Raw genomic sequence first — 21,744 nt, forward strand, 5'->3', positions numbered from 1 at the left:
TGTTCCTTCCTGCTACAGTTTATTACGCTTCGTCGCCGAACCAACAAATATTACGAGCGGCCATGATAAGTTCTCCGGCTTTCTCGTCGGTCAAGCCTTCGATATCAGCCAGATCATCAATGCCCTGCTCGGCGAGATCTTCCAGCGTACAAACACCACGGGCGGCCAGGGTGAATGCCAGAGCGCGATCCAAACCTTCCAGATTCAACAGATCGTCGGCAGGTTTGCTGTCACCCAGGCTCTCTTCTTTGGCCAGCGCCAGCGTGGTCAGCGCGTTTTTCGCCCGCTCACGAAGTGCTTCAACGGTCGCTTCATCCAGACCGTCAATTTCCAGCAGTTCTTTCATTGGCACATAGGCCAGCTCTTCCAGAGTGGCGAAACCTTCTTCAACCAGCAGCGTGGCGAAATCTTCATCAATATCAAGATATTTAGTGAAGGTATCAATCGCTGCATGGGCTTCAGCCTGATGCTTAGCCTGGAGGTCATCAACGGTCATGACGTTGAGTTCCCAGCCGCTCAGCTGAGACGCCAGACGGACGTTCTGACCGTTACGGCCAATGGCCTGCGCCAGGTTGCCCGCTTCTACTGCGATATCCATGGTGTGCTTGTCTTCATCTACCACGATAGATGCGACGTCAGCCGGAGCCATGGCGTTAATGACAAACTGCGCCGGGTTATCGTCCCACAGCACGATATCGATACGCTCGCCGCCCAGCTCAGTCGAGACTGCCTGAACGCGCGCGCCGCGCATACCGACGCAGGCGCCAACCGGATCGATGCGCTTGTCGTTGGTTTTAACCGCGATTTTGGCACGAGAGCCAGGATCGCGAGCCGCCGCTTTAATTTCGAGAACTTCTTCACCGATTTCCGGAACTTCAATGCGGAACAGTTCAACCAGCATTTCCGGCTTGGAGCGAGTCACGAACAGCTGCGCGCCACGCGCTTCCGGACGAACTGCGTACAGTACGCCGCGGATACGGTCACCCGGACGGAAGTTCTCACGCGGCAGCATGTCTTCGCGCAGGATCACGGCTTCAGCGTTGTTGCCCAGATCCAGCGTAATATTGTCGCGGTTCACTTTCTTCACTACGCCCGTGATGATTTCACCTTCGTGCTCACGGAACTGATCGACGACCATTGCGCGTTCGGCTTCACGTACTTTTTGTACGATAACCTGCTTCGCGGTCTGCGTAGTGATACGGTCAAAGGTGACAGACTCAATCTGGTCTTCGACGTAATCGCCAGGATTCATGCTTTCATCTTCGAAACGCGCAGCTTCCAGCGTGATTTCGCGAGTCGGCTGGGTCACTTCTTCAACAACCAGCCAGCGACGGAATGTGTCGAAATCACCGCTTTTACGATCGATTTCTACGCGAACGTCGATCTCTTGCTCATATTTTTTCTTGGTAGCCGTTGCTAGCGCACTTTCCAACGCTTCGAAAATTTTCTCACGCGGCAGCGCCTTTTCGTTGGAAACGGCTTCAACAACAGCCAAAATTTCTTTGTTCATCGGGGCCTTTCACCTCAATCCAGACTGTTAAAAGTGGGGAACCAGGTTCGCCTTCTGGATGTTACTCAGCGCGAACACTTCATCTTTGCCTTCGACGGTTACCGTGATCATCTCACCGTCTACCGCTTTGATAAGGCCCTGCCATTTGCGTCGGTTCTGTACCGCCATGCGCAAAACCAGCGAAACTTCTTCGCCGATGAAACGCTCATAGTGCTCGGCGGTAAACATAGGACGATCGAGACCTGGAGAAGAAACTTCCAGGTTATAAGCGACTGTAATCGGGTCTTCTACGTCCATAACAGCACTGACCTGGTGGCTCACATCAGCACAATCATCAACATTGATGCCATCTTCACTATCAATATAGATGCGCAGTGTGGACGTGCGACCGCGAATAAATTCGATGCCGACCAGCTCAAAGCCAAGCGCTTCAACTGGCGCTGTGAGCATCTCTGTTAATTTTTGCTCTAATGTGGACAAACCCACCCCCAAGACATAAAAAAAGGGCGTATAGCCCAGTTATTCTGAAGTCAGATAACAAAAAACCCCGATAAATCGGGGCTTTAGATAACTGAACCCTGAGATCGCAACTGCGATCTGGAACACTTTCCAGAAGAATTCTTTCAAATTCGTCTACGAAGGACCCGGTCCTCACAGTATATTTGAAAAAGTACTTAATGGGAAAGTGGTTGCGGGGGCCGGATTTGAACCGACGACCTTCGGGTTATGAGCCCGACGAGCTACCAGGCTGCTCCACCCCGCGCCTGAAACGTGGCATATTTTACTCGTTTTGAGTAAAAGACGCAAATACTGCTGGGATTTGGTACCGAGAGACGGGACATAAAATCGTAGTGAATTGTATTGATACTTCATATATTTTGTCAACATGAATTTCACATTGCCAGGTTTCGGTTCATGCTGGTATTTCTGGGTTTTTTGGCAAAAAGCGGCTCAGCCTCTTCCTGTCGCCAGCAAAAGATGATTAAATGAAAACTCACAATTAATGCATAAACATGCAATAAAGATTGTTGAGTCAAACTCACCACAGTCTATCTAGCAGGGTTTTATTTTATGACGACGATTCTCAAGCATCTCCCGGTTGGCCAACGTATTGGTATTGCTTTTTCTGGTGGGCTGGATACCAGCGCCGCGCTGCTGTGGATGCGTAAAAAGGGAGCAGTCCCTTATGCATATACCGCCAATCTGGGACAGCCAGACGAAGACGATTACGAGGCCATTCCTCGTCGTGCCAAAGAGTATGGTGCTGAAGGGGCTCGTCTGATCGACTGCCGTAAGCAGCTGGTTGCGGAAGGCATTGCCGCGATCCAGTGCGGCGCATTTCATAACACCACCGGCGGGTTGACCTACTTTAATACTACGCCGCTGGGCCGCGCAGTGACTGGTACCATGCTGGTCGCCGCAATGAAGGAAGACGGTGTTAACATCTGGGGCGACGGGAGTACCTATAAAGGCAACGATATCGAACGTTTCTATCGTTACGGCCTGCTGACCAACGCTGAGCTGAAAATTTACAAACCGTGGCTGGATAGCGACTTTATCGACGAGTTAGGCGGCCGCCAGGAGATGTCAGAGTTTATGATCTCCTGCGGGTTTGACTATAAAATGTCCGTTGAAAAAGCCTACTCAACTGACTCCAATATGCTGGGCGCGACGCACGAAGCTAAAGATCTTGAATTCCTGAACTCCAGCGTCAAGATTGTGAACCCGATTATGGGCGTCAAGTTCTGGGATGAAAGCGTCAAAATCCCTGCGGAAGAAGTCACCGTTCGCTTTGAACAGGGCCATCCGGTTGCGCTGAACGGGCAGACCTTTAGCGATGACGTTGAACTGATGCTGGAGGCTAACCGCATCGGCGGCCGTCATGGTCTGGGTATGAGCGATCAGATCGAAAACCGTATCATCGAAGCGAAGAGCCGCGGCATCTATGAAGCCCCGGGAATGGCGCTGCTGCATATTGCCTATGAGCGTCTGCTGACCGGTATTCATAACGAAGATACCATTGAGCAATACCACGCGCACGGTCGTCAGCTGGGTCGGCTGCTGTATCAAGGGCGCTGGTTCGATTCCCAGGCGCTGATGCTGCGCGACGGCCTGCAGCGCTGGGTAGCAAGCCAAATTACCGGCGAAGTGACGCTTGAACTGCGTCGCGGCAACGACTACTCCATCCTGAATACCGTCTCTGATAATCTGACCTATAAAGCAGAGCGTCTGACGATGGAAAAAGGTGACTCGATGTTCTCCGCTGAGGATCGTATCGGCCAGCTGACGATGCGCAACCTGGATATCACCGATACTCGCGATAAGCTGTTTGGCTACGCGCAGTCCGGACTGTTGACTGCGTCTTCCGCCACTGGCCTGCCGCAGGTGGAAAACCTGGAAAATCGCGATAAATAATCCGCAAAAACGTTCCAGCCGGCCTTAACCCGCCGGCTTTTTTACTCTCGCAATAAATCCTAAATAAGATAACCAATTAATTGCTATAACTGATGATACATAAATTTTTGATAATCACAGCCTATAATTGGTGAACACCTTTATACTTATTCCGAGAGGATCACGATGAATATTAAGCCTCCCGTCAGGCCACAGGCCCATATCGATCGTTTAATGGCCATGCTGGAACCGCATGCAACTCCGCTGAATGTTGTCGCTCGCAAAAGGCTAAGCTGGGAACATAGAGGAAAAATCCAGCTCTATCTTTTCAAGAAAGGCGGCCTTTCCATTTTTCGTTCATCGGACAGGTTACTGATGGTCACGGTATATGAACCGCACTTGTTTGGCGTGGCTGAAATGCTACAACCGAGTCGTAGCCATGGTCTACGCGCCGAAATTGACTCAGAGATATTGCGGATTGACAGCGACATCGCGATGCAGCTATTCGGTCAGCACAACATGTGGGAAGAGGTCACCAGACTGCTGGCCTATCATACCTCTTATTTGGTGTATCGTGACGATTTAGTCTTACAGCAGCGTACTTACTCCGTGATTCGCAATCATTTAATGGAAATGATCCTGTTACCAGAGGAAACCCGGCTGCGGGTATCGATTCTGGAATACATTCAGGACCGAACGCACCTCTCCCGTAGCAGCATTCTCAATGTGCTATCGGCCTTGAAAAAAGGGGCCTATATCGAGTATGCCCGCGGCGGTTATTTACAAAGCATCGCCTCCCTGCCTGAGAAATTTTAACGCCTTCCCCCGTTCCTTTTGCCGTCTCCCGCTATCGTTTAAATTTAAACGGATAAACGGTAACGGCGAACGATAAATACTTTTATGCTGGGAGTCCGTGTCAATCGACAGCTGGATAAATTAATTATTTGATAGCGTCATTCATCGGTTGGCCAGAATGCGGATACCTGCGCCGTCTGTATAGCATCGGCGCTGGGTAACAGCGAAAAAATGCTTAATCCAGAAACCCGTTAATTTTGCCCGAACAATCGTATCGGGCATTTTTTTACCCGAAGGAATATGAAAAATGCGCATATTTACAGCAAAGCCTGTACTGCTAATCGCGGCTCTTTGTGCCAGCAGTACCACCTTCGCCTCCCTCAACCTCCACGGCGAAGCCGGTTCAGAGTTTACCAATCTATCGGCAAGCTTTGGCGCGGAGCACCCCGGCATGACCGTTAGCGGTAACTGGGCACACAGCGATAATGATGGTGATACGGCGGGATTAGGGCTGGGTTACAATTTTAACCTCGGCCCGTTTCTGTTAACGGCTGGCGGAAAAACGCTATACCTGAATCCGAAAGATGGGGATGAGGGCTACGCGATCGCGCTCGGAGGAGGCGCGCAGCTACCGCTTGGCGACTTCGTTACTCTGTTCGGCGAGTCTTATTATTCCCCTGATTCCATGTCCAGCGGCGTAAATGATTACCTGGAAGCGAATGCCGGTGTCAGGGTGAATATCATTAAGTCTATGAACATTGAAGCAGGTTATCGCTACATCAATATGACAGGCAAGCATAACCATCGCGATAATAAACTTGCGGATGGCGCCTATGCAGGTTTCAATTTCCGCTTCTAAGCGTTTAATCAGGGGTTGCCGTTCGGCAATCCCCATTTCATGCAACCGAAGGGACAGACTTCAGCAATTTATTAATCTCCTGCAAGCCCGCGATATTGTTCTCTTTACGGTAGACATCATTCATTGAAGATATTTGCTCCAGTTTGGTTAACGCAGCGTAGACCTGGTACGCTTCACCGTCTTTATTAAAGACATCTCGATTATCCGCATCCTGTAAATAGTTGTCTTTAAGCGACTGGCTGAGCTTGCCGATTAGCATGCTGTTATCCTGAAAACAGCTGACTATCTTTGCCGACGCCTGCGCGGGTTCCGAATTCACGATCACCGGTACAACCATAGTATTCAGGGTATCAACCGTTTCAGGAGATGAATGACGGCTACATCCAGCCAGGCCTAATACGCTGACAATGATTACTATTTGAAAAGTACGCATGGCGTCACTGTACCTCGTCTAAAAATTGATGAGGACGACTTTAGCGATTTTGCAGGGGTCTAAACCAGCGCAGTGTTGTTTATAAATAAACAACGTATGGGAGAAATAAAAACAAAAAAGACGCTTTTCAGCGTCTTTCTTCAGGAAATTGGTACCGAGGATGGGACTCGAACCCACAAGCCCGTTAGGGCACTACCACCTCAAGGTAGCGTGTCTACCAATTCCACCACCTCGGTACGGATACTGCTTATCAGTGCGGGATGTCGCTGCTCGGCTGCGCCGGCGCGGTCGGCTGAGTTTGCTCAGTTTTCGGCGCGCTCAGGTTATCCCACTCACTTCCTTTATTGGTCTTGTTGCTGTTGATATTGCCCAGCGCCAGACTGATGATGAAGAACAGCGCAGCCAGGATACCAGTCATACGGGTCATGAAGTTACCTGAACCGCTGGATCCAAACAGAGTGCCGGAAGCGCCTGCTCCGAAGGAGGCTCCCATATCAGCGCCTTTACCTTGCTGCAGCATAATCAGACCCACAAGGCCAATTGCCACAATAAGGAAAACAACTAAAAGAGCTTCGTACATAATCAACCTGTTCCTTGCGGATTTGCCGCATACCAAGTGCTTCGACCAATAAAGCGGGACGTTTTAACGTTTCCCACTGAAGCGGGTGTGAATACTAACCAAAGCGAATGACCTTCGCAAGGGCAATTTCAGCGCATTGTATCAAGTGCGGAAAAAAACAGCAAAAAGCGATTTTTTGTCGATTAAAAAGGCGGCAGGCGTCGCCTTTTTAATCACTTAGCAAGAGAGATTAAACGCTTTTTACGGCATCGGCGATACGGTGGGCAAATTCGTGCACCTGCTCTTCGTGCTCACCTTCCACCATAACGCGAATCAGCGGCTCTGTGCCTGATTTACGCAGCAGTACGCGCCCCCGATTACCCAGCGCCGCTTCTACTTCCGCGGTTACTGCTTTTACATGCTCATGTTCCAGCGGGTTGCCGCTACCTTCAGTAAAGCGAACGTTAACCAGAAGCTGCGGGAACATTTTCATTCCGCTGCACAGGTCGAGCAGGCTCATATGGTTACGCACCATCGCCGCCACCACCTGCAGGCTGGCGACAATTCCATCCCCCGTCGTGGTTTTATCCAGTAAGATCACATGACCGGAGTTTTCTGCGCCAATGCGCCAGCCTTTCTCCTGCAGCTTCTCCAGCACATAGCGGTCGCCCACCTTCGCGCGAACGAAAGGAATGCCCAGCTGTTTAAGCGCCAGTTCAAGGCCCATGTTGCTCATGAGCGTCCCGACGGCGCCGCCCCGCAGCTGCCCCTGGCGTAGCCCCTCACGGGCAATGATATAGAGGATCTGGTCACCGTCGACTTTGTTGCCTTCGTGGTCCACCATAATGACCCGATCGCCATCGCCATCGTAGGCAATACCCAGGTCGGCTTTCTCCGCCAGCACGCGCGCCTGCAGAGCACGAACGTCCGTCGCCCCGACCTCTTCATTGATGTTGAGGCCATCAGGCTCACAGCCCATCGCTATAACCTGAGCGCCCAGCTCGCGGAAAACATTCGGCGCAATATGATAAGTCGCCCCGTGAGCGCAATCGACTACCACCTTCAAAGCATTGAGGCTCAGCTCGTTCGGAAAAGTGCCTTTGCAAAACTCGATATAGCGACCGGCGGCGTCGACGATACGACTGGCTTTACCTAGCTCGGCGGAATCCACGCAGGTCAGCTCTTTTTCCATTTCGGCTTCAATGGCTTCTTCTACCTCATCCGGAAGCTTGGTACCTTCGATAGAGAAGAATTTGATGCCGTTGTCATAAAACGGATTATGTGAAGCGGAAATCACAATCCCGGCTTCCGCGCGGAAGGTGCGCGTCAGATAGGCAATTGCCGGCGTTGGCATCGGGCCGGTAAAAGAAGCGGATAATCCCGCGGCGGCCAGTCCAGCCTCCAGCGCGGACTCCAGCATATACCCTGAAATACGGGTATCTTTACCAATAATAATCTTCCGTGAACCGTGGCGTGCCAGCACCTTACCCGCCGCCCAGCCCAGCTTTAATACAAATTCTGGCGTTATTGGCGCATCGCCTACGCGGCCACGAATACCATCCGTACCAAAATATTTGCGGTTACTCATAACGTTTATTTTCCTTAGCGGCCAGGGTAGCTTCCACCACGCGCAGCGCTTCTACCGTTTCTTTGACATCATGGACGCGAATAATCTGCGCGCCCTGCATTGCAGCAATGACTGCGCAAGCCAGGCTGCCATTCAGGCGTTCCGTCGGCCCGACATTCAGCAACTGACCTACCATCGATTTACGTGACATGCCTACCAGCAGCGGAAGACCAAAATGATGGAACTCCCCAAGTCGGGCAAGCAGTTCATAATTATGAGAAAGATTTTTACCGAAACCAAATCCCGGGTCGAGCAACAATTTATCTTTTGCGATACCGGCCCGTTCGCAACGCACAATATGTTCGATAAAAAAGCGCTCAACGTCAGCAAACACGTCCGCGTACTTCGGGGCATCCTGCATTGTCTTCGGCTGACCCTGCATATGCATCAGGCACACCGGCAAGCCCGTTTCAGCCGCCGCCTCCAGCGCTCCCGGTTCGGTCAGCGAGCGGATATCATTGATGATATGCGCGCCAACACGCGCTGACTCGCGGATCACCTCCGGCTTTGAGGTATCAACGGAAATCCAGACTTCAAAGCGCTGGGCAATCGCTTCTACCGTCGGAATGACTCGCGCCAGCTCTTCCTCGACGCTGACATCTGCCGCCCCCGGACGCGTCGATTCCCCACCGATATCAATGATAGTCGCCCCGGCATTGATCATCAGATTGGCATGCTTCACGGCTTCGACCAGCGTGTTGTGGGTCCCGCCATCAGAGAACGAATCCGGGGTAACGTTAAGAATACCCATCACATGTGGGTGAGATAGATCGAGGGTTGAGCCCTGGGCTACAAGTTTCATCGCTAAATCCCTGAGTCAGAGAAAGATTGAAAAAGAAAAACCCCGGAGCAAACGCTCAGGGGTTTTAGAAAAGTACAACAGCATCAATAACGGCTAACTTATTTGTCGCCCAGCTGTTCTGACATCGTATTACCCGGGTTTGGCGTACGCGGTTCATCGACCGGACGCGGCGCACGAGGCGTGCCATTGTTGTCAGAATTGTTGGACGAGCCCGGTTCTTCCCAGCCAGCTGGCGGGCGAACATCGCGGCGAGCCATCAGGTCATCAATCTGCGGGGCATCGATGGTCTCATATTTCATGAGCGCGTCTTTCATCGCGTGCAGGATGTCCATATTATCGTTCAGGAGCTGGCGTGCACGATTGTAGTTACGCTCAATCAGTGACTTCACTTCCTGGTCGATGATACGCGCCGTTTCATCGGACATATGCTTCGCTTTCGCAACGCTGCGGCCAAGGAATACTTCACCTTCTTCTTCGGCATACAGCAGCGGGCCGAGTTTGTCAGAGAAGCCCCACTGGGTCACCATGTTACGCGCCAGGTTGGTCGCGACTTTAATGTCGTTCGACGCACCGGTAGAAACATGTTCTACGCCGTAGATAATCTCTTCCGCCAGACGACCGCCGTAAAGGGTAGAAATCTGGCTTTCCAGCTTCTGACGGCTGGCGCTAATCGCGTCGCCTTCAGGCAGGAAGAAGGTGACACCCAGCGCGCGACCGCGCGGAATAATCGTCACTTTGTGCACCGGGTCGTGTTCCGGCACCAGGCGACCAATAATTGCGTGACCGGCTTCGTGATACGCGGTGGACTCTTTCTGCGCTTCCGTCATCACCATGGAGCGACGTTCCGCACCCATCATGATTTTGTCTTTCGCTTTCTCGAATTCAACCATCGATACAACGCGCTTGTTGCCACGAGCGGCAAACAGCGCAGCTTCGTTCACCAGGTTTGCCAGGTCAGCACCGGAGAAGCCAGGCGTACCGCGGGCGATAATTGCCGCGTCGATATCCGGCGCCAGCGGTACGCGACGCATATGCACTTTCAGAATCTGTTCGCGACCGCGGACATCCGGCAGACCGACCACAACCTGACGGTCAAAGCGGCCTGGACGCAGCAGCGCAGGGTCAAGAACGTCCGGACGGTTGGTTGCTGCGATAACGATGATACCTTCGTTACCCTCGAAGCCGTCCATCTCTACCAGCATCTGGTTCAGCGTCTGCTCACGTTCATCGTGACCACCGCCCAGGCCAGCGCCACGCTGACGGCCCACGGCGTCGATTTCATCGATAAAGATGATGCACGGAGCCGCTTTCTTGGCTTGTTCAAACATGTCGCGCACGCGGGATGCACCCACACCGACGAACATTTCAACGAAGTCAGAACCGGAAATCGTAAAGAACGGTACCTTTGCTTCACCCGCGATGGCTTTTGCCAGCAAGGTTTTACCGGTACCCGGAGGGCCGACCATCAGGACGCCTTTCGGGATTTTACCGCCCAGCTTCTGGAAACGGCTCGGCTCGCGCAGGTATTCAACCAGTTCACCAACTTCTTCTTTCGCTTCGTCACAACCGGCGACGTCAGCGAAAGTGGTTTTGATCTGGTCTTCCGTTAGCATACGCGCCTTGCTCTTACCGAACGACATGGCGCCTTTGCCACCGCCGCCCTGCATCTGGCGCATAAAGAAGATCCAGACGCCGATAAGAAGCAGCATCGGGAACCAGGAGATGAAGATAGAAGCCAGCAGGCTCGGCTCTTCTGGCGGCTCACCTACCACCTTGACGTTTTTAGTCAGAAGGTTATCAAGCAGCTTAGGATCGTTCACCGGGATGTAGGTCGTGTAACGGTTACTATCTTTCTTGGTAACGTTTATCTCACGTCCGTTGATACGCGCTTCGCGAACCTGGTCCTGATTGACCTCCTGCAGGAAGGTAGAATAATCCACCTTGCGGCCATTCGACTCGCTGGGCCCAAAGCTCTGGAATACTGACATCAGCACAACGGCAATGACCAGCCAGAGTATTAGGTTTTTCGCCATGTCACTCAAGGGATTAACCTCATATTACAACTGTGTTAAAAACAGCGTCAGGATACTCTATATCCAGCGTCTTTCAAACTTTCGTTTGAAATCTGCCGGTTATGGTTTACGCCCGGTCGCTACAATATACACTTCACGCGAACGGGCGCGAGAAGAGTCCGGCTTACGAACTTTGACCTTCGTAAACAGGGAGCGAATCTCTCTTAGATACTCATCGAAGCCTTCGCCCTGGAACACCTTCACTACAAAACTACCACCTGGCGCTAATACATCACGAGCCATTCCAAGCGCCAGTTCCACCAGATACATGGCCCGGGGAATATCCACCGCCGGTGTTCCACACATATTTGGCGCCATATCGGACATGACAACTTGTACTTTACTGTCACCTACACGCTCAAGTAACGCTTTCAGGACTAATTCATCACGAAAGTCGCCCTGAAGGAAGTCCACACCAACGATTGGATCCATAGGTAAAAGATCGCAAGCAATGATGCGGCCGCTGTTACCGATCTGCGTAACCGCGTATTGCGACCAGCCACCGGGTGCAGCGCCGAGGTCAACTATCGTCATCCCCGGTTTAAAAATCTTGTCACTTTGCTGTATTTCATCAAGTTTAAACCAGGCACGGGAACGTAACCCCTTTTTCTGTGCCTGCTGAACATATTTATCGCTAAAGTGTTCCTGAAGCCAACGACTTGAGCTGGCAGAACGCTTTTTACCTGTCATTTAACATTCCCATTTCGGGTTCATCGTACTTCGCGACGTAAAAATCGACGCGGTAGTTTGGCGATATATGGGAGATGGCGGTAGAATGAACCGTTTTCAATCCCAACGTAAGCAAAAAAATACGATGAATCTGAGTACTAAACAAAAACAGCACCTGAAAGGTCTGGCACATCCGCTCAAGCCGGTAGTTATGCTTGGCAACAATGGTTTGACCGAAGGGGTACTGGCCGAGATTGAACAAGCGTTAGAGCACCATGAACTTATCAAGGTGAAGATCGCCTCGGAAGATCGCGAAACTAAAACCTTGATCGTGGAAGCTATCGTGCGCGAAACCGGCGCCTGTAATGTACAGGTCATCGGTAAAACGCTGGTTCTGTACCGCCCGACTAAAGAGCGTAAAATCTCGCTGCCACGCTAAGAATATCCTGGTTATCGACACAACTTTGTGTAAATCGAGGGTTTTCTGCGGGTAGACGAGCAAAATGCCATGCTCCGGACGCTGATAAAAGGCCGCTACGCGGCCTTTTTCCTTTCTTTACAATCCATCAACATCGTAGCGTTAAATTCGAATTAAAGGTACTCAACCTTAAGAATTTCGAATTCGACTTCCCCGCCCGGTGTACGGATAACCACCACATCGTCCTGCTCTTTACCGATTAAACCACGTGCAATCGGTGAGTTTACAGAAATCAGATTTTGCTTAAAATCGGCCTCGTCATCGCCAACGATACGATAAGTTTGCTCTTCATCCGTATCGAGATTCAGAACGCTGACCGTCGAACCAAAAATCACCCGGCCATTGTTGGGCATTTTGGTGATATCGATGACCTGCGCGTTCGACAGCTTCGCTTCGATATCCTTAATGCGACCTTCACAGAAGCCCTGCTGTTCACGGGCAGCATGATACTCAGCATTTTCTTTCAGATCGCCGTGCTCGCGGGCCTCAGCGATGGCCGCGATGATTTCAGGACGACGTACGGACTTCAGAAAATCCAGTTCTTCGCGCAGTTTTTCAGCGCCACGTAAGGTCATCGGAATAGCTTGCATTTGTTATACCTCTTTTTCATTCCTTCATGGAGCAGACAACGCCGCTCCGCAGCCGGTCAAGACTTGAGCAGGGCCGGAGCAAAAGAAAACCGACCCGGAAAGTCATCCCCAGGCCAGCAGCAATTTTCAATTTGATACGTATTTTACCCTGAAGTTCACTATGGGTCATCGTTTACTTTACAGGGCGATGCACCGTAGTATGACGGACTGGTTTCAGGTTGTTAGCGCGAGATTATGCGATTTTCCAGATTTATCATCGGATTGACTGCCGGTATAGCGCTTAGCGCTCAGGCGGCGAATATTGACGAGTACATCAATCAGCTTCCTGCGGGCGCAAACCTTGCCTTTATGGCGCAGAAGGTGGGATCCCCGACGCCGGAGATAGACTACCATAGCCAGCAGATGGCGCTCCCCGCCAGCACCCAAAAAGTGATAACCGCGCTTGCTGCGCTGCTGCAGCTGGGTCCGGACTTCCGCTTCACCACGACGCTGGAAACGAAAGGCAGCCTCGATGGCGGCGTCCTGAAAGGCGACCTCATTGCGCGCTTTGGTGGCGATCCTACCCTCAGGCGTCAGGATATTCGTAATATGGTGGCCACGCTGAAGAAAGCAGGCGTCCAGCGAATTGAAGGTAATGTGCTGATCGATACCTCCATCTTCGCCAGCCATGACAAAGCGCCGGGCTGGCCATGGAACGATATGACGCAGTGCTTTAGCGCCCCGCCGGCGGCGGCGATTGTCGATCGGAACTGCTTCTCCATCTCGCTCTATAGCGCGCAAAAGCCGGGCGATCTGGCGTTTATTCGCGTGGCGTCTTACTACCCGGTGACCATGTTCAGCCAGGTGCGTACGCTGCCCCGGGGCTCTTCTGAAGCCCAGTACTGTGAGCTTGACGTGGTTCCCGGCGATCTGAACCGTTATACCCTGACCGGCTGTCTGCCGCAGCGCAGCGAGCCGCTGCCGCTGGCTTTTGCCATTCAGGATGGCGCCAGCTACGCCGGTGCGATTCTGAAAGCTGAGCTGGCCGACGCCGACATCACCTGGAGCGGTACGCTGCTGCGCCAGACGCTGGCAAACGATCCGGGTACCGTCCTGGCAAGTACACAATCTGCGCCGCTGCACGATCTGCTGCGTATTATGCTGAAAAAATCGGACAACATGATCGCCGATACGGTATTCCGCACCATTGGGCACGCTCGCTTCAGCGTACCGGGTACCTGGCGAGCCGGTTCCGATGCGGTTCGGCAGATCTTACGTCAGCAGGCCGGCGTCGATCTCGGGAATACCATCATTGCCGATGGCTCAGGTCTGTCGCGCCATAACCTCATCGCACCCGCGACGATGATGCAGGTGCTGCAGTACATCGCCCAGCACGATAATGAACTCAACTTTATCTCGATGCTGCCTCTGGCCGGCCATGATGGTTCTCTGCAGTACCGCGCAGGCCTGCATCAGGCAGGTGTCGATGGCAAAGTCTCGGCGAAAACGGGTTCACTGCAGGGGGTGTATAACCTGGCCGGTTTCATCACGACGACCAGCGGGCAGAAGATGGCGTTCGTGCAATACCTGTCTGGCTACGCCGTGCCTCCGGCCGACCAGCGTAATCGCCGCATTCCACTGGTGCGGTTCGAAAGCCGATTGTACAAAGACCTCTATCAGAACAACTAAAGCAAAAGGGCCGCATCATTGGCGGCCCTTTTCGTTTGTTCAGGATTAACGTTTGTAGATGAATTCAACGCCTTCTTCGTCGTCTTCATCCCAATCATCATCCCAGTCTTCATCATCTTCCACTTCAGCTTCTTCAAGCTGCTGGCGGTGGTAGTCGTCCCACATAAACTCGACTTTTTCGGCAGGCTTCGCTTCTTCCGCATGCACAATCGGGTTTTCGATGATAAAGGTCATCACGTCCCAGCACAGGTCTTTTACGCCCTGCTGGCTGGCCGCCGAAATCAGGTAGAACTTATCTTCCCAGCCCAGCGCCTGCGCGATAGCTTTCGCTTTCGCTTCCGCCTCAGCTTTGTCCATCAGGTCAATCTTGTTAAAGACCAGCCAGCGCGGCTTAGAAGCAAGTTTCTCACTGTATTTTTCCAGCTCACCGATAATAATCCGCGCGTTCTCCACCGGATCGGAACCATCAATCGGCTCGATATCGATGAGATGCAGCAGCACGCGGCAGCGCTCCAGGTGCTTCAGGAAGCGAATACCGAGACCCGCGCCTTCAGCGGCGCCTTCAATCAGCCCCGGGATATCCGCCACCACGAAGCTCTTCTCGTTGTCCATACGCACCACGCCGAGGCTCGGCACCAGCGTAGTAAACGGATAGTCAGCGACTTTAGGCTTCGCGGCGGAAACGGCACGAATAAAGGTCGATTTACCCGCATTCGGCATTCCCAGCATGCCGACGTCCGCCAGCAGCATCAGCTCCAGCTGCAGATCGCGCTTATCGCCCGGCGTCCCCATCGTCTTTTGACGTGGAGTACGGTTAACGGACGATTTGAAACGGGTGTTACCCAGACCGTGCCAGCCGCCTTTGGCGACCATCAGGCGCTGACCGTGCTTGGTCATATCACCCATCGTCTCGCCGGTGCCCTGATCGATGACGCGAGTCCCTACCGGTACCTTCACCGTTACGTCTTTACCGCGTTTACCGGTACAGTCACGGCTCTGACCGTTCTGCCCGCGCTCAGCGCGGAAAGACTTCTCAAAACGGTAGTCGATCAGGGTGTTGAGGTTTTCGTCCGCCTCAAGCCAGACGTCGCCGCCGTCACCGCCGTCACCGCCGTCCGGGCCGCCTCTCGGGATATATTTTTCGCGGCGGAAGCTAACGCAACCATTGCCGCCATCGCCTGCTACGACCAGGATCGTTGCTTCATCAACAAACTTCATTTTACTCTCCGTAAATCATTCGCCTGAGCGGGGGAGCGGCACAACCGCTTCTCGCTTACGCCATCGTCCCCAAAGACGATGACCGACGGCGGAATACATCGCGCCCGCAACCACGACAAACGCACCGAGATAACCCATCAGGTTCAACAGCGGTCTGGCGAAAACGTCGGGCCAGGCCAGTGATAATAAATCTGAAAACAGCAGCGTAAACAGCGGCGTTAAGGTAATCAACGCGCTCACCTGCGCCGCCTGCCAGCGCGCCATTGCTTCCGCCAGAGCGCCGTAGCCGACCAGGGTATTGAGCCCGCAAAAAACCAGACAGGCCAGCTGCCAGTCGCTTAATGCCAGCACCTGCGAAGGCTTCGCTAATGGCAATAGCGATATCGTACATAAAGTGTACAGCAAAAAAAGGATTTGCTGTGATGCCAGACGGCGCAATAACACCTTTTGCGCGACGCCGTAGCACACCCACACCGTCGCCGCACCTACGCCGAAAATTACCCCCCACGTGTAGTCCGTCAGGCGGGTAAAAATCTCGATCAGGCTGGTGTTAAAAAACATCACCAGACCGCTCACCAGCATCAGCGCTCCCACAACCTGAGTGCCGCGCATTTTCTCTTTAAGGACAAAAACGCTGGCCACCATCATGCCGACCGGAGACAGCTGGCCAATCACCTGGGAAGCGGTGGGGCTGAGATATTGCAAGGAAGAACTAAACAGAATGAAGTTACCGAACAAACCCGCTGTCGCAATAACCAGCAGTATCAACCACCGCGGCTTGCGAAAAATCCGCAGCGGGGGCAGCTTTCTTTTCATGGCGAGGATAGCGCCAAGACCAAAACTTGCCATCAAAAAGCGGTAAAACACCACCGTCGGCGGTTCCATCACTTCAAGAACCTGCTTCATTGCTATCGGCAGGGCACCCCAGCACATCGCCGTGGTGAGCGCTAAAATAATGCCGATGCCGGCCTGCTGCTTCATGCCCGTTTTCCCTGCAGAAAATTTTCCGGGGTTTCAATGTAAAAAGCCCCGCAACACGTTGCGGGGCTTTAATCCGTTACCGGACCACGAAAAACTTACTCAGCAACGATGCTGATGTATTTACGGTTGTTCGGGCCTTTAACTTCGAATTTCACTTTACCATCTGCTTTAGCAAACAGAGTGTGGTCACGACCGCAACCTACGTTAGTGCCAGCGTGGAATTTGGTACCACGTTGACGAACGATGATGCTACCCGCCAGAACGGATTCGCCACCGAAACGCTTAACGCCCAGGCGTTTAGCTTCTGAATCGCGACCGTTACGAGTTGAGCCGCCAGCCTTTTTATGTGCCATTTAAATCTCTCCTCAGGTCTTAGGCGCTGATGCCAGTAATTTTCACATCAGTGAACCACTGACGATGGCCCTGCTGCTTACGGTAGTGTTTACGACGACGAAACTTAACGATTTTAACTTTCTCGCCACGACCGTGTGCAACAACTTCAGCTTTGATTACGCCGCCCTCAACGAAAGGAACGCCGATTTTAATTTCTTCACCGTTTGCGATCATCAGCACTTCTGCGAACTCAACAGCTTCGCCAGTTGCGATGTCCAGCTTTTCCAGGCGAATGGTTTGACCTTCGCTTACTCGGTGTTGTTTACCACCACTTTGGAAAACCGCGTACATATAAAACTCCGCTTCCGCGCACCTCTTCGTATGATTCAGAGTGCGCTATAAATATTCACAATAGGGCGCGAATATTACGCAAAACGCGAGCCTTTGACAAGAGCGATCAGCGATCAACGCAGAAAAAAAACACAACTTTCACTCCAGCGTTTAACTACGGCAATTTTTCAGTACAATCATAGCTTCTTTTAATTCTATCTTAATCCTTCTGTGATCCCATTCGGATACGCGGTAACAGGACATTTGGCCCGGCTTTTGCGATGAATTTAGAAAAAATCAATGAGTTAACCGCGCAGGATATGGCGGGCGTCAATGCGACAATTCTTGAGCAACTCGACTCTGATGTTCAGCTTATCAATCAGTTAGGCTATTACATTGTTAGCGGAGGCGGTAAACGCATTCGCCCGATGATTGCCGTACTGGCCGCGCGTGCCGTTGGATATCAGGGAAATGCTCACGTCGCCATTGCCGCGCTGATCGAATTTATCCATACCGCCACCCTGCTGCATGATGATGTCGTCGATGAGTCTGATATGCGCCGGGGAAAAGCCACCGCAAACGCCGCTTTTGGCAATGCGGCTAGCGTGCTGGTCGGTGATTTTATCTACACCCGCGCCTTTCAGATGATGACCAGCCTTGGGTCATTGAGAGTGCTGGAAGTGATGTCGGAAGCCGTTAACGTCATTGCCGAAGGCGAAGTCCTGCAGCTGATGAACGTTAACGACCCGGATATCACTGAAGAAAACTACATGCGGGTCATTTACAGCAAGACCGCACGTTTGTTTGAAGCCGCAGCCCAGTGCTCCGGCATTCTGGCCGACTGCAGCGTAGAACAAGAGAAAGCGTTACAGGATTACGGACGCTATCTGGGTACCGCTTTCCAGCTGATCGACGATCTGCTTGACTACAGTTCAGACGGTGAGCGTCTGGGTAAAAACGTCGGTGACGATCTGAATGAAGGCAAACCCACCCTTCCGCTGCTGCATGCTATGCAACACGGCAACGCAGAGCAGTCCGCCATGATCCGTGGGGCGATTGAGCAGGGTAATGGCCGTCATCTTCTCGACGCCGTACTGGAAACGATGGCAACCTGCGGCTCGCTGGAATGGACCCAAAAACGCGCGGAGGAAGAGGCTGATAAAGCAATTGCCGCGCTTCAGGTCCTTCCCGATTCTCCGTGGCGTGAAGCGCTAATCGGTCTTGCCCACATCGCTGTGCAACGCGATCACTAACCCCTCCTCTTACTTTCCCGCGCAAACCGCGGGAAAGTTCCAGTAAGCGTCAAAAAAACCAAATTCAGCCGTATGCCTTGATATATTCCTAATATCAAATCCATTAAAAGAACTTGTTAGAACATTACTGGAACCCGCGGTATAGTCATTTTGTCGTCCATTAAGGACGCCAGGCATGTTTATTACCAGGAGAATTTATGGATAAGTTCATCGACTGGCATCCGGCGGATATTATTGCCGGATTACGCAAAAAAGGGACGTCGCTGGCAGCTGAATCGCGGCGTAATGGTTTAAGTTCTTCAACGCTCGCCAATGCGCTGACCCGGCCCTGGCCCAAGGGCGAGCTGATTATTGCTAACGCGCTGGAAACCGATCCGTGGGTAATATGGCCATCGCGCTATCACGATCCCCATACCCATCAGTTTATCGACAGAACGCAAATGATGCGCCCAAGGAAGAACAACAAGTAAAGCGAGGTTGCAGACAACAGCCCCCGGACAAACGTCAGAGGGCTGCTGCTACGGCTTATTCGCCTTTGACGCGTTCGATATTCGCACCAAGCGCCTGAAGCTTGTCTTCGATACGTTCGTAGCCGCGGTCAATGTGGTAAATACGATCGACAATCGTCGTACCTTCCGCAATACAGCCCGCCAGTACCAGGCTGGCTGACGCACGCAGATCCGTCGCCATCACCTGGGCGCCAGAAAGCTGCTTCACGCCGTGGCAAATCGCCGTATTGCTCTCGATTTCCGCATGCGCGCCCATACGGATCAGTTCCGGGATATGCATGAAACGGTTTTCGAAGATCGTCTCGGTGATCACGCCGGTGCCCTCGGCAACCAGATTCAGCAAGGTGAACTGAGCCTGCATGTCGGTCGGGAAGCCTGGATGTGGGGCAGTACGCACGTTGACGGCCTTCGGACGATTGCCGTGCATGTCCAGGCTAATCCAGTCTTCGCCCGTTTCGATATCCGCACCGGCGTCGCGTAGCTTGGCCAGAACCGCATCAAGGGTATCCGGCTGGGCATTGCGGCACAGGATCTTACCGCCAGAAATCGCCGCCGCCACCAGGAACGTCCCGGTTTCAATACGATCCGGCAGAACGCGGTAGACGCCGCCGCCGAGGCGCGCTACGCCTTCGATGGTGATACGATCGGTACCCTGACCTTTGATCTTCGCACCCAGCGTGTTGAGAAAGTTCGCGGTATCGACAATTTCCGGCTCGCGCGCGGCGTTTTCGATAACGGTCGTACCTTCCGCCAGCGTCGCAGCGCTCATGATGGTCACGGTAGCGCCAACGCTGACCTTATCCATCACAATATGCGCGCCTTTCAGACGTCCATTAACCGACGCCTTGACATAACCTTCTTCCAGCTTGATTTCCGCACCCAGCTGCTCAAGGCCGGTAATGTGTAAATCAACGGGGCGCGCGCCGATGGCGCAGCCCCCGGGAAGAGAAACCTGCCCCTGGCCAAAACGCGCCACCAGCGGTCCCAGCGCCCAAATAGACGCGCGCATGGTTTTGACGAGGTCATACGGAGCACAGAAAACGTCGACCGGGCCGGCATCGATCCATACGGAGCCGTTGCGCTTAACGTTCGCGCCCAGCTGGCTCAGCAGTTTCATGGTGGTATCGATGTCTTTCAGCTTCGGTACGTTTTGGATCTCAATCGGCTCTTCGGCTAATAGCGCGGCAAAGAGGATTGGCAGGGCGGCGTTTTTCGCGCCGGAAATGGTGACCTCGCCCTGAAGACGAGTTGGCCCCTGAACACGGAATTTATCCATTGATTCTGTTCTCTGTTAAGAATTCACATACGCTGCGGGGAACATCCCCACAGCTTATAAGCCATTAAGTTTGCGGTCTCGCGCCCACTCCTGCGGAGTAAACGCTTTAATCGACAGAGCATGGATGCGGTTATCGGCAATATATTCCATCAGCGGGGCATAGATAGCCTGTTGCTTCTTGACCCGACTCATGCCGTCGAACATCTCACCCACAGCAATAACCTGAAAGTGGCTGCCATCGCCAGAGACGTGGACTTCCTGAAGGGAGAGTGCGTTCATCAGCACGGTCTGAATTTCATGATTTTCCATGGGCTACATTTATCTGATAGTGAAAACAGCCCAACATCTTAGAGGAAAGTGGCGCCGTCTTAAACAAGCAAAAAGCCCCATCGAAAAGTTTGATGGGGCTTTCAGAATAGCTTCAGCACTAAGGCACTGAAAAAGTTATGGGATCATATCAGCAGGAAGGTTATACAACCTGACCAGGGTTTGCAGATTTTCACTCTTCCCGGTCAACTTCGCTTCCCCGCCCTGCCGACGAACCAGTGCGATAAAATGCACTAATAGCGCCAGCCCGGCGGTGTCCACGCGGGTCACGGCGCTCAGGTCGATGGCGGACACGCCATCCGTCGCCTGCGCGCGCGCTTCCCACAGCGGGACCAAAAGATCCTGGTCCAGCTCTCCGCGCAGCGCCAGCGTCTCACCATCGCGAGCCCAGCTCAGCTGCCCGGTCATTATTTTTTCTGTTCCAGAGTAATCGGCTGCGCTGAGCTTGCCTTCAGCTGCGCCGTCAGACCATCAACGCCTTTAGTACGCAGCAGGTCGCTCCACTCGTTTTGTTTAGTGGTGATCATGCTCACCCCTTCCGCAATCATGTCGTACGCCTGCCAGTTACCGGTCTGGGTATTTTTACGCCACTGGAAATCCAGGCGCACCGGCGGACGGCCATTCGGATCAAGGATGGTGACGCGGATAGGAACAATGGTCGCGCTGCCCAAAGGCTGCTCAGGGGCAATCTGATAGGTCTGACCGTGATACATCGCCAGCGCCTGGCCATAGGCCTGCTTCAGATATTCGCGGAAGGCGGCAAAATAGGCTTCACGCTGCGCCGGAGTCGCTTCTTTGTAATAACGACCTAACACCAGCGCGCCGGCGTATTTCACCTGAACATAGGGCAGCAGTTCCTGATCGACGATATCGCGCAGGTAGTTCGGGTTGGCCTGAATCTTCGGCTGCTCGTTCTTGAGGCGATCGAAGGTTTTCTGCGCCGCTTCGTCCATCAGCTTGTACGGATTGGACTGATCCGCGGCGGTGGCCGCAGTCAAGGGGGCAATCACCAGCATGGCGACCATTAGTAAGCGTTTAAACATATCTTAACTCTCCTGAAA

The 21,744-nt window shown here is 52.9% G+C and carries 24 protein-coding genes and 2 tRNA genes; 7 read left to right on the forward strand and 19 right to left on the reverse strand.

Annotated features, from left to right (window positions below):
- Positions 1 to 22: 22 nt before the first annotated feature.
- The 3 genes from nusA to SIK97_RS26815 form a co-directional block, all read right to left on the reverse strand.
- On the reverse strand, positions 23 to 1,510 hold the full coding sequence (nusA, locus tag SIK97_RS26805) for a transcription termination factor NusA (RefSeq protein ID WP_004854539.1): 1,488 nt from the start codon (positions 1,508 to 1,510) through the stop codon (positions 23 to 25).
- A 27-nt stretch (positions 1,511 to 1,537) separates the two neighbouring features.
- A complete protein-coding gene (rimP, locus tag SIK97_RS26810) occupies positions 1,538 to 1,990 on the reverse strand; it encodes a ribosome maturation factor RimP (RefSeq protein ID WP_004125659.1) in 453 nt (150 codons plus the stop codon).
- A 206-nt stretch (positions 1,991 to 2,196) separates the two neighbouring features.
- A tRNA-Met gene (locus SIK97_RS26815) sits at positions 2,197 to 2,273 on the reverse strand.
- A 308-nt stretch (positions 2,274 to 2,581) separates the two neighbouring features.
- Between SIK97_RS26815 and argG the strand changes: the two genes are divergently transcribed.
- The 3 genes from argG to SIK97_RS26830 all read left to right on the forward strand — a co-directional run bounded on the left by argG (position 2,582) and on the right by SIK97_RS26830 (position 5,558).
- On the forward strand, positions 2,582 to 3,925 hold the full coding sequence (argG, locus tag SIK97_RS26820; protein WP_032751471.1) for an argininosuccinate synthase: 1,344 nt from the start codon (positions 2,582 to 2,584) through the stop codon (positions 3,923 to 3,925).
- Between the two features lie 165 nt (positions 3,926 to 4,090).
- Positions 4,091 to 4,720: a winged helix-turn-helix transcriptional regulator gene (locus SIK97_RS26825; protein ID WP_032751472.1), complete on the forward strand. Its 630-nt coding sequence runs from the start codon at positions 4,091 to 4,093 to the stop codon at positions 4,718 to 4,720.
- 286 nt (positions 4,721 to 5,006) lie between these two features.
- On the forward strand, positions 5,007 to 5,558 hold the full coding sequence (locus tag SIK97_RS26830) for a YfaZ family outer membrane protein (RefSeq protein ID WP_032751473.1): 552 nt from the start codon (positions 5,007 to 5,009) through the stop codon (positions 5,556 to 5,558).
- 37 nt (positions 5,559 to 5,595) lie between these two features.
- Here the strand turns inward: SIK97_RS26830 and SIK97_RS26835 are convergent, their stop codons facing one another.
- From SIK97_RS26835 to rlmE, 7 genes are all read right to left on the reverse strand, one after another.
- Positions 5,596 to 5,991, reverse strand: coding sequence for a hypothetical protein (locus SIK97_RS26835; RefSeq protein WP_032751474.1), 396 nt, complete (start codon positions 5,989 to 5,991; stop codon positions 5,596 to 5,598).
- A gap of 149 nt (positions 5,992 to 6,140) precedes the next feature.
- Positions 6,141 to 6,227, reverse strand: a tRNA-Leu gene (locus SIK97_RS26840).
- Between the two features lie 14 nt (positions 6,228 to 6,241).
- On the reverse strand, positions 6,242 to 6,571 hold the full coding sequence (gene secG, locus SIK97_RS26845) for a preprotein translocase subunit SecG (protein ID WP_004106103.1): 330 nt from the start codon (positions 6,569 to 6,571) through the stop codon (positions 6,242 to 6,244).
- A gap of 229 nt (positions 6,572 to 6,800) precedes the next feature.
- On the reverse strand, positions 6,801 to 8,138 hold the full coding sequence (gene glmM, locus SIK97_RS26850; protein WP_057173181.1) for a phosphoglucosamine mutase: 1,338 nt from the start codon (positions 8,136 to 8,138) through the stop codon (positions 6,801 to 6,803).
- On the reverse strand, positions 8,131 to 8,979 hold the full coding sequence (gene folP / locus SIK97_RS26855) for a dihydropteroate synthase (protein ID WP_014226978.1): 849 nt from the start codon (positions 8,977 to 8,979) through the stop codon (positions 8,131 to 8,133). Before folP ends, glmM begins: the two co-directional genes overlap by 8 nt.
- Before the next feature lie 98 nt (positions 8,980 to 9,077).
- Positions 9,078 to 11,012 carry an ATP-dependent zinc metalloprotease FtsH gene (ftsH, locus tag SIK97_RS26860; protein ID WP_004854549.1) on the reverse strand — a complete coding sequence of 645 codons (1,935 nt, stop codon included), beginning with the start codon at positions 11,010 to 11,012 and terminating at the stop codon, positions 9,078 to 9,080.
- 99 nt (positions 11,013 to 11,111) lie between these two features.
- Positions 11,112 to 11,741, reverse strand: coding sequence for a 23S rRNA (uridine(2552)-2'-O)-methyltransferase RlmE (rlmE, locus tag SIK97_RS26865; protein ID WP_004106110.1), 630 nt, complete (start codon positions 11,739 to 11,741; stop codon positions 11,112 to 11,114).
- A 124-nt stretch (positions 11,742 to 11,865) separates the two neighbouring features.
- On the opposite strand from rlmE, the gene yhbY reads away from it, so the two are divergent.
- Complete coding sequence (gene yhbY / locus SIK97_RS26870; RefSeq protein WP_004139797.1) at positions 11,866 to 12,159, forward strand: ribosome assembly RNA-binding protein YhbY; 294 nt, start codon at positions 11,866 to 11,868, stop codon at positions 12,157 to 12,159.
- A 152-nt stretch (positions 12,160 to 12,311) separates the two neighbouring features.
- Here yhbY and greA read toward each other — a convergent pair whose 3' ends face one another.
- Entirely contained in the window at positions 12,312 to 12,788 is a 477-nt protein-coding gene (gene greA, locus SIK97_RS26875) for a transcription elongation factor GreA (RefSeq protein ID WP_004854554.1), read from the reverse strand.
- A 234-nt stretch (positions 12,789 to 13,022) separates the two neighbouring features.
- On the opposite strand from greA, the gene dacB reads away from it, so the two are divergent.
- The gene (gene dacB, locus SIK97_RS26880; RefSeq protein ID WP_057173180.1) at positions 13,023 to 14,456 is read left to right on the forward strand and encodes a serine-type D-Ala-D-Ala carboxypeptidase; all 1,434 of its coding nucleotides are present in this window, start codon (positions 13,023 to 13,025) and stop codon (positions 14,454 to 14,456) included.
- A gap of 45 nt (positions 14,457 to 14,501) precedes the next feature.
- On the opposite strand, the gene cgtA is transcribed toward dacB, so the two are convergent.
- From cgtA to rplU, 4 genes are all read right to left on the reverse strand, one after another.
- Positions 14,502 to 15,674 (reverse strand): Obg family GTPase CgtA, encoded by a 1,173-nt coding sequence (cgtA, locus tag SIK97_RS26885; protein ID WP_004125676.1) that lies wholly within the window; start codon positions 15,672 to 15,674, stop codon positions 14,502 to 14,504.
- A 15-nt stretch (positions 15,675 to 15,689) separates the two neighbouring features.
- Positions 15,690 to 16,655, reverse strand: a complete 966-nt coding sequence (locus SIK97_RS26890) for a DMT family transporter (protein WP_032751479.1) — start codon at positions 16,653 to 16,655, stop codon at positions 15,690 to 15,692.
- 95 nt (positions 16,656 to 16,750) lie between these two features.
- On the reverse strand, positions 16,751 to 17,008 hold the full coding sequence (gene rpmA / locus SIK97_RS26895; protein ID WP_003861831.1) for a 50S ribosomal protein L27: 258 nt from the start codon (positions 17,006 to 17,008) through the stop codon (positions 16,751 to 16,753).
- Between the two features lie 19 nt (positions 17,009 to 17,027).
- Entirely contained in the window at positions 17,028 to 17,339 is a 312-nt protein-coding gene (gene rplU, locus SIK97_RS26900) for a 50S ribosomal protein L21 (protein ID WP_004106123.1), read from the reverse strand.
- A gap of 260 nt (positions 17,340 to 17,599) precedes the next feature.
- Between rplU and ispB the strand changes: the two genes are divergently transcribed.
- Both ispB and sfsB read left to right on the forward strand, forming a co-directional pair.
- Positions 17,600 to 18,571: an octaprenyl diphosphate synthase gene (gene ispB, locus SIK97_RS26905; RefSeq protein WP_047722875.1), complete on the forward strand. Its 972-nt coding sequence runs from the start codon at positions 17,600 to 17,602 to the stop codon at positions 18,569 to 18,571.
- A gap of 197 nt (positions 18,572 to 18,768) precedes the next feature.
- Positions 18,769 to 19,041 (forward strand): DNA-binding transcriptional regulator SfsB, encoded by a 273-nt coding sequence (gene sfsB / locus SIK97_RS26910; protein ID WP_004854566.1) that lies wholly within the window; start codon positions 18,769 to 18,771, stop codon positions 19,039 to 19,041.
- A 55-nt stretch (positions 19,042 to 19,096) separates the two neighbouring features.
- On the opposite strand, the gene murA is transcribed toward sfsB, so the two are convergent.
- The 4 genes from murA to mlaC all read right to left on the reverse strand — a co-directional run bounded on the left by murA (position 19,097) and on the right by mlaC (position 21,726).
- The gene (gene murA, locus SIK97_RS26915; protein ID WP_004854569.1) at positions 19,097 to 20,356 is read right to left on the reverse strand and encodes a UDP-N-acetylglucosamine 1-carboxyvinyltransferase; all 1,260 of its coding nucleotides are present in this window, start codon (positions 20,354 to 20,356) and stop codon (positions 19,097 to 19,099) included.
- A gap of 54 nt (positions 20,357 to 20,410) precedes the next feature.
- Positions 20,411 to 20,665 (reverse strand): BolA family iron metabolism protein IbaG, encoded by a 255-nt coding sequence (ibaG, locus tag SIK97_RS26920; RefSeq protein ID WP_004106141.1) that lies wholly within the window; start codon positions 20,663 to 20,665, stop codon positions 20,411 to 20,413.
- A 135-nt stretch (positions 20,666 to 20,800) separates the two neighbouring features.
- Positions 20,801 to 21,091 carry a lipid asymmetry maintenance protein MlaB gene (gene mlaB, locus SIK97_RS26925; RefSeq protein ID WP_014839634.1) on the reverse strand — a complete coding sequence of 97 codons (291 nt, stop codon included), beginning with the start codon at positions 21,089 to 21,091 and terminating at the stop codon, positions 20,801 to 20,803.
- A complete protein-coding gene (mlaC, locus tag SIK97_RS26930; protein ID WP_004125682.1) occupies positions 21,091 to 21,726 on the reverse strand; it encodes a phospholipid-binding protein MlaC in 636 nt (211 codons plus the stop codon). Before mlaC ends, mlaB begins: the two co-directional genes overlap by 1 nt.
- Between the last annotated feature and the right edge of the window lie 18 nt (positions 21,727 to 21,744).

Origin of the sequence: Klebsiella sp. JN_Kp126, from assembly GCF_033843325.1 — a bacterium.
In the GTDB taxonomy this organism is placed as follows: domain Bacteria; phylum Pseudomonadota; class Gammaproteobacteria; order Enterobacterales; family Enterobacteriaceae; genus Klebsiella; species Klebsiella michiganensis.